The organism is Arsenophonus sp. ENCA (assembly GCF_002287155.1).
Taxonomy (GTDB): Bacteria; Pseudomonadota; Gammaproteobacteria; order Enterobacterales; family Enterobacteriaceae; genus Arsenophonus; species Arsenophonus nilaparvatae.
This window is the reverse complement of the sequence record NZ_NHNG01000612.1, coordinates 1-5,648: the sequence shown is the minus strand read 5'-3', so window position 1 is coordinate 5,648 and position 5,648 is coordinate 1. Positions and strand designations below refer to the sequence as shown.

The 5,648-nt window shown below is 40.3% G+C and carries 9 protein-coding genes; 1 reads left to right on the top strand and 8 read right to left on the bottom strand.

The features are described from left to right. Positions 1–261 (top strand): transposase family protein (locus tag CBG25_RS15835; RefSeq protein ID WP_290606100.1); only part of this gene is annotated, 261 nt, incomplete at its 5' end. A 26-nt stretch (positions 262–287) separates the two neighbouring features. Here the strand turns inward: CBG25_RS15835 and CBG25_RS15830 are convergent. From CBG25_RS15830 to CBG25_RS15795, 8 genes are all read right to left on the bottom strand, one after another. Then, the gene (locus CBG25_RS15830) at positions 288–749 is read right to left on the bottom strand and encodes a glycoside hydrolase family 3 N-terminal domain-containing protein (RefSeq protein WP_290607845.1); all 462 of its coding nucleotides are present in this window, start codon (positions 747–749) and stop codon (positions 288–290) included. Next, the gene (locus tag CBG25_RS15825) at positions 679–957 is read right to left on the bottom strand and encodes a hypothetical protein (protein ID WP_290607844.1); all 279 of its coding nucleotides are present in this window, start codon (positions 955–957) and stop codon (positions 679–681) included. The genes CBG25_RS15830 and CBG25_RS15825 overlap by 71 nt, the downstream gene beginning before the upstream one ends. Before the next feature lie 210 nt (positions 958–1,167). Then, complete coding sequence (locus CBG25_RS15820; protein ID WP_290607842.1) at positions 1,168–1,983, bottom strand: ABC transporter ATP-binding protein; 816 nt, start codon at positions 1,981–1,983, stop codon at positions 1,168–1,170. After that, entirely contained in the window at positions 1,983–3,029 is a 1,047-nt protein-coding gene (locus CBG25_RS15815) for an iron chelate uptake ABC transporter family permease subunit (RefSeq protein ID WP_290607840.1), read from the bottom strand. Before CBG25_RS15815 ends, CBG25_RS15820 begins: the two co-directional genes overlap by 1 nt. Before the next feature lie 3 nt (positions 3,030–3,032). Further along, on the bottom strand, positions 3,033–4,043 hold the full coding sequence (locus CBG25_RS15810; protein ID WP_290607838.1) for an iron ABC transporter permease: 1,011 nt from the start codon (positions 4,041–4,043) through the stop codon (positions 3,033–3,035). Then, positions 4,030–4,872: an iron-siderophore ABC transporter substrate-binding protein gene (locus CBG25_RS15805; RefSeq protein WP_290607836.1), complete on the bottom strand. Its 843-nt coding sequence runs from the start codon at positions 4,870–4,872 to the stop codon at positions 4,030–4,032. The genes CBG25_RS15810 and CBG25_RS15805 overlap by 14 nt, the downstream gene beginning before the upstream one ends. A 109-nt stretch (positions 4,873–4,981) precedes the next feature. After that, positions 4,982–5,233 (bottom strand): IS30 family transposase, encoded by a 252-nt coding sequence (locus tag CBG25_RS15800; RefSeq protein ID WP_290607834.1) that lies wholly within the window; start codon positions 5,231–5,233, stop codon positions 4,982–4,984. A 62-nt stretch (positions 5,234–5,295) separates the two neighbouring features. Continuing rightward, a partial coding sequence (locus tag CBG25_RS15795) for a transposase family protein (RefSeq protein WP_290603898.1) occupies positions 5,296–5,648 on the bottom strand: 353 nt, incomplete at its 5' end.

Sequence of the window (5,648 nt, the reverse complement as noted above, 5' to 3'; positions counted from 1 at the left end):
ACCGGTTTTCAAGGTATAGATAAACAGCATCCTAATACACAAATCCCAAAAAAAGGAACTCGAAAAAGACCTTTATCGCCTGAACAAAAACAAGAAAATAAAATAATCTCGGGCATCCGTATTACAGTTGAACACGCCATCGCGGGTATCAAGCGCCTCGGTTGCATGACCCAAATTTTACGGAATCGTAGACCCTTTATTGATGATACCTTCTTACTCCTTAGCGCAGGTCTTTGGAATTTCCATCTCAGAACAGCGTAAAATTTACTTCAATCACCGAAACACCCTTATTTCACTATTAAGCAACACGCTTTATATCGATGAATTCCTTGAATATAACTGTTGGCCATTTCAGCCACCAGCTGTGGCCTGTCTGAATAAGAACGTACACAAATGATAGGATTAGCTTGGTTATTATTGATATCAACCACTGGCGCAAAATTAAAATTAAAGCCTAAATGGGTAAGTTCATAACCATGGATCATGCCAACCAATTCACTCAGCTGCTTAGAACGCGTTGCACCTAATGCCATATTACCTGGCATCTCAGTACCATCTCGTAATCGCGTGACATAGCCACCTTCCTGGTCAACGCTAATAAATAATGGTAAGTTGCTGCGAGCCTGTTGCAGCGCATTAATCAGGTTTACGGTTTGTGGCGAATCGATTAAATTATCTCTAAATAAGATCACCGAACCTAAATGATAATGGTGAATAATATTGGCGATTGCTGGATTGAGTTTGGTCATCGCCATAGCATTTTTTTTGCGTCAATCCCCCAATGACGAAACCCAACATTAACATTTGCCCCAGTTTTTCTTCAAAACTCATGTGATTAACTAGTTGTTTAGCTTCTTCCTTTGGTGATTGCCATAGATCAGCTAATTGTTGATGGGTAATCACTTTCGCAGAACAAAAAAAACTTAACATACACAATGATAAAGCCATTTTATTCATTTTTATTCCTACATTGATCCGCCAATAAACCGTTAGTCACCCGATGTTAAATATTTGGGGTAAAATATACTAATGCTAACACGCTTCTCTAAGCAGCATATATTTTAACAAAAAACCTCACTTTAATACTAAGTAAGGTTTTTTATTTCTCATGCGATATTCTCTGATTTTTTTATTTTCAATCCTAAAATATAAAAAATATTCTGTCGATTATTTATTTATTTTATATTTTGGAATAATTAATGGTTTACCCGATTCAGGATCTGAAATAATACGGCATGGCAAACCAAATACATTTTTAATATTCTGTTCAGTAATAATTTTTTCAGGTTTTCCTTCAGCATAGATTTGCCCCTCTTTCATCATAATTAGACGCGAGGCATAACGTAAAGCCAGATTAATGTCATGCAGCTCCAACACTAACGTTTTTCCTTGCTGATGCAAACGTTGACAAAGATCAAGCATTTCAATTTGATGGGCTATATCTAAATAGGTTGTTGGTTCATCTAATAAAATGATGGGCGTTTGTTGAGCAATTGTCATCGCAAACCAGACTCGCTGACGCTGACCGCCTGATAATTCACTGACTAATTTTTGCGCCATAGGCCAAAGATCTACCGCCTTTAGTGCATCATGTACCGCCCGTTCATCTTCTGCTGACCACTGTAATAAAAAAGATTGATAAGGATAACGTCCGCGTGAAACAAGTTCATAGATAGTCAATGGTTCAATGATAACAGCGCCTTGTGCTAATAATGAGAGCTGCCGAGCAACCCATTTAGGTTTAGCATGGAAAACATCATTACCATCTAATCGAATTTCACCAGACTGCGGCTGCATAATACGACTAAAGGTTTTTAATAAGGTTGATTTACCACAGCCGTTAGGTCCGATAATGACACTAAATTCGTTATCATAAATAGCTATATTTACATCTTTAATAATGCTTTTTTTGCCATATCCAACAAAGACATCATGGGCTGTCAGCCGTGAAGCAACAAAGGGAGAATGAGTAGATGATACCATTAGCCTATTCTCCTAAATTCCAGATACAATAAGTACATTAAATAAATCCCACCAATGACTGCCGTGACTAAACCTACCGTTAAACGCCCAGGCGTGGGCAATATTAGAGTAATAAAATCAGCACTCAACATTAATAAAACGCCAACTAGCATAGAACAAAACAGTGCTATACCTTTATGCAAAATGAGTCGCCGGGCAATTTGCGGTGCCGCTAGCGCAACAAAAGCAACCGGCCCAACAACCAATACTGATAGGGTGGCAAAAATAATCGCTAATAATATGCTGATAATTTGCACCAACCGTACAGGAACACCAAGTGTAATAGCGATATCATTACCTAAACTGATATAGTTCAACTGTTTACCCAACCAAAACAGAATTGGCATAAAAACCAACATACTACTGATCAGCACAACATCCTGCCAACCCCTATTAGCCAAACTGCCACTTAACAGTGAGCGAATTTGTTGCGCCTGCTCAATACGCGTATTCGAAATGGCAAAATCAACTAACGCCATACATAAAGCAGCTACAGCAATACCTGAGAGCACAATTTTAGCCGTCTGTATTTCGCCATTTACGGCGCCATTAGCAACATAAACCAATAATACCGCAACAACAGCCCCTATTAACGCACCAACAGGAATAGGTAAAACACCAGGCCAGAATAGTAACGCCACCATAATGCCAACCGCTGCTCCGGCATTAATACCAATAATATCTGGACTGCCTAATGCATTACGCATAGTGATCTGAAAAAGTGCGCCTGAAAGCGCCAGCGTCATACCCGCACTGATGGCAACTAATGCTCTAGGTAAAGGGATCTGTAATAGAATAAATTGCTGATAACGGGTGTTCATCTCTAACCAAGGATTATCTATCCCTTCCCGTCCAAAGGCTAAAATCAGATATAAAAATAAAACTAACAAAAGAAATAAGAATAATATTCTACTGGACGTCTGCCATGAAGGAGCAATAAATCGTATATTTCCTATGCCAAATGTTTTAGTGCCCGTTTGATTAGCTGACAATTCGATCTGCATCATACTTTATTCTACCATCCTGCTATCAGTTGGTTTTTTGGCTACCCAATAAAGCAAAGGCGCACCAACTACCGCGGTAATAGTACCAACCATTACTTCTTCTGGCGCAATGACTAGTCGTGCTATCACATCAGATATTAATAACAAACATGAGCCTGCTAGCATGCTATAAGGCAATAACCAACGAAAATCACTACCTATCCAGGCTCGCATTAAATGTGGCGCCACTAAACCTATAAAAGCAATCGGCCCAGCCATTGCGGTTGCAACAGCCGCCAGCATGCTAACACTTAATAGCGACAATAGACGGGTACGCGCGACATTACCCCCCAGAGAATGCACAATGCCGTCACCAAAGACCATAATATTTAATGCTGCACTCAGTGAAAATGTTAAGATAATAGCCACTAATAAATAAGGGATTAACCAACCAGCCTCTGTTAACGATACTGCATTTAAAGCGCTCATGATCCAAAAACGATAACTATCCATCGCTTGTGGGTTGATTAGAACAATGCCTTGCACTACCGCCAATAAACAAGCATTGATAGCGACGTCGGTTAAAATTAGCCTTACCGGGTTAGTGTTAAGGTGACTACCACTCATAAAATAAAACAGTAAAGTGGATAAACTAGCGCCAACAAAAGCTGCCCAAAAATGAGAGACATTAGTTAGTACTGGCACTAAAGAGCAAAAAACCACCGCCGCTGCTGCACCGGCATTGATGCCTAATAAACCAGGATCGCCAAGAGGATTACGCAGCAATCCTTGCGTCACTGCGCCTGCTAACGCTAACGCTGCCCCCGCCATTAATCCAATAAAAGTACGGGACTCTCGTGCCTCAATGATTAAATCATAATAATTAACTTGACTATTAAACCAATAATGTTGCCAAACTGCTGATAACGGTACGGGTTTTGAACCAAAACTTAAACTGGCCAGAATACAAAGGCAGGTCAATAGCAACATTAATATTAATCCCAATACCCGGGAAATACGCCGCTTAGGATTTATCATGCTTGGCTAACTCCTGCTGCAGTAATGACATAAATTTTGGTAATCCCCAACGTAAACTGAGTGGCGAGCCATACGACATAGACATGACTAGCGCTTGATCCGTTAATGGAATATAAACGCCCTGACGAACTGCCCGTATCGATTGAAATAGCGGCTGAGATTCGGTTTGTTGTCGCTCTTTTTCGCTGTTATACCAGGTCAACAAAATATCAGCATCATTCAGTAAATCAGCATTTTCCAAACCAATATTGACAGCAAAACTACCAAAAGGAGCCGTGACGGTTCTTGCCAATGGCAATAATGACAAACCAATATGAACCAATGTATCTACCCGTGGATCATTTTTTACATAAATGGATAAACTATTCGCTGTCGTCCCAGCCTTAATATAAGCAAATTGATAGTTTTGTATATTAGGGATGCGATGACCGGCTGCGACTAACATCGCATCAAGTTCAGTGCTCAATTTTTTTCCCTGCGGTTGTTTATCTAATGCATTAGCAATTAATTTAATTTGCTGTTGCGGTGTTGTCTGCCAGGGTTTATCTGGATATGCCACCACCGGAGCAAAATAAGATAACGCATTAAAATCCGCTTGGGTAATACCTGATTGGGTTGCCAGAATTAAATCAGGTTTTAATTTAATAATTTTTTCTATATCCAATTCTGGATACATTTCAATGATAACCGGTAACCTGGCGCCACGCCGTTCAATTTCTTCCTTAAACCAGGGTAAATATCCTTGTCTATCGCCACCCCAATAATGTGACTCAATCGCAATAGGCACGATCCCAAGGGCTAATAAGATATCCTCACTACCGCTTCCCAATGCAACAATCCGTCGGGGTGATTGGTCAATTTCCGCTTTGCCAAGTGCGGTAATGATAGTTTTAGGATAAGGCCCATTCCCAGTCGAAACACAACAAACCCATAAAACGTTATGCAGCCATTAGATGAGCTAAAAATACTTCATTTGGAGAAAAATAGCCCAACGATTTTCGTCCCCGAGTATTAAGTATGTGCTCAAGTTCTGCAATCTCGTTGTCCGTGACTGAGTTGAAGTCCGTTCCTTTTGGGTAAAAACGGCGGATAAGTCCGTTACTGTGTTCATTTAAACCACGCTCCCATGAGTGATAAGGCCTGGCAAAGAAGACATTAGCACCGGTGATCTCAGTTATCTGTTTATGCATGGAGAACTCAAAGCGTGTTGCTTAATAGTGAAATAAGGGTGTTTCGGTGATTGAAGTAAATTTTACGCTGTTCTGAGATGGAAATTCCAAAGACCTGCGCTAAGGAGTAAGAAGGTATCATCAATAAAGGGTCTACGATTCCGTAAAATTTGGGTCATGCAACCGAGGCGCTTGATACCCGCGATGGCGTGTTCAACTGTAATACGGATGCCCGAGATTATTTTATTTTCTTGTTTTTGTTCAGGCGATAAAGGTCTTTTTCGAGTTCCTTTTTTTGGGATTTGTGTATTAGGATGCTGTTTATCTATACCTTGAAAACCGGTATCTGCCCAGATGGTTACCTCAGGAGGAATATGGCGAATTATATCGACTTTATCGAGTAAGCGTTTATCGTGACGGCGCCCATTTTTGCTCA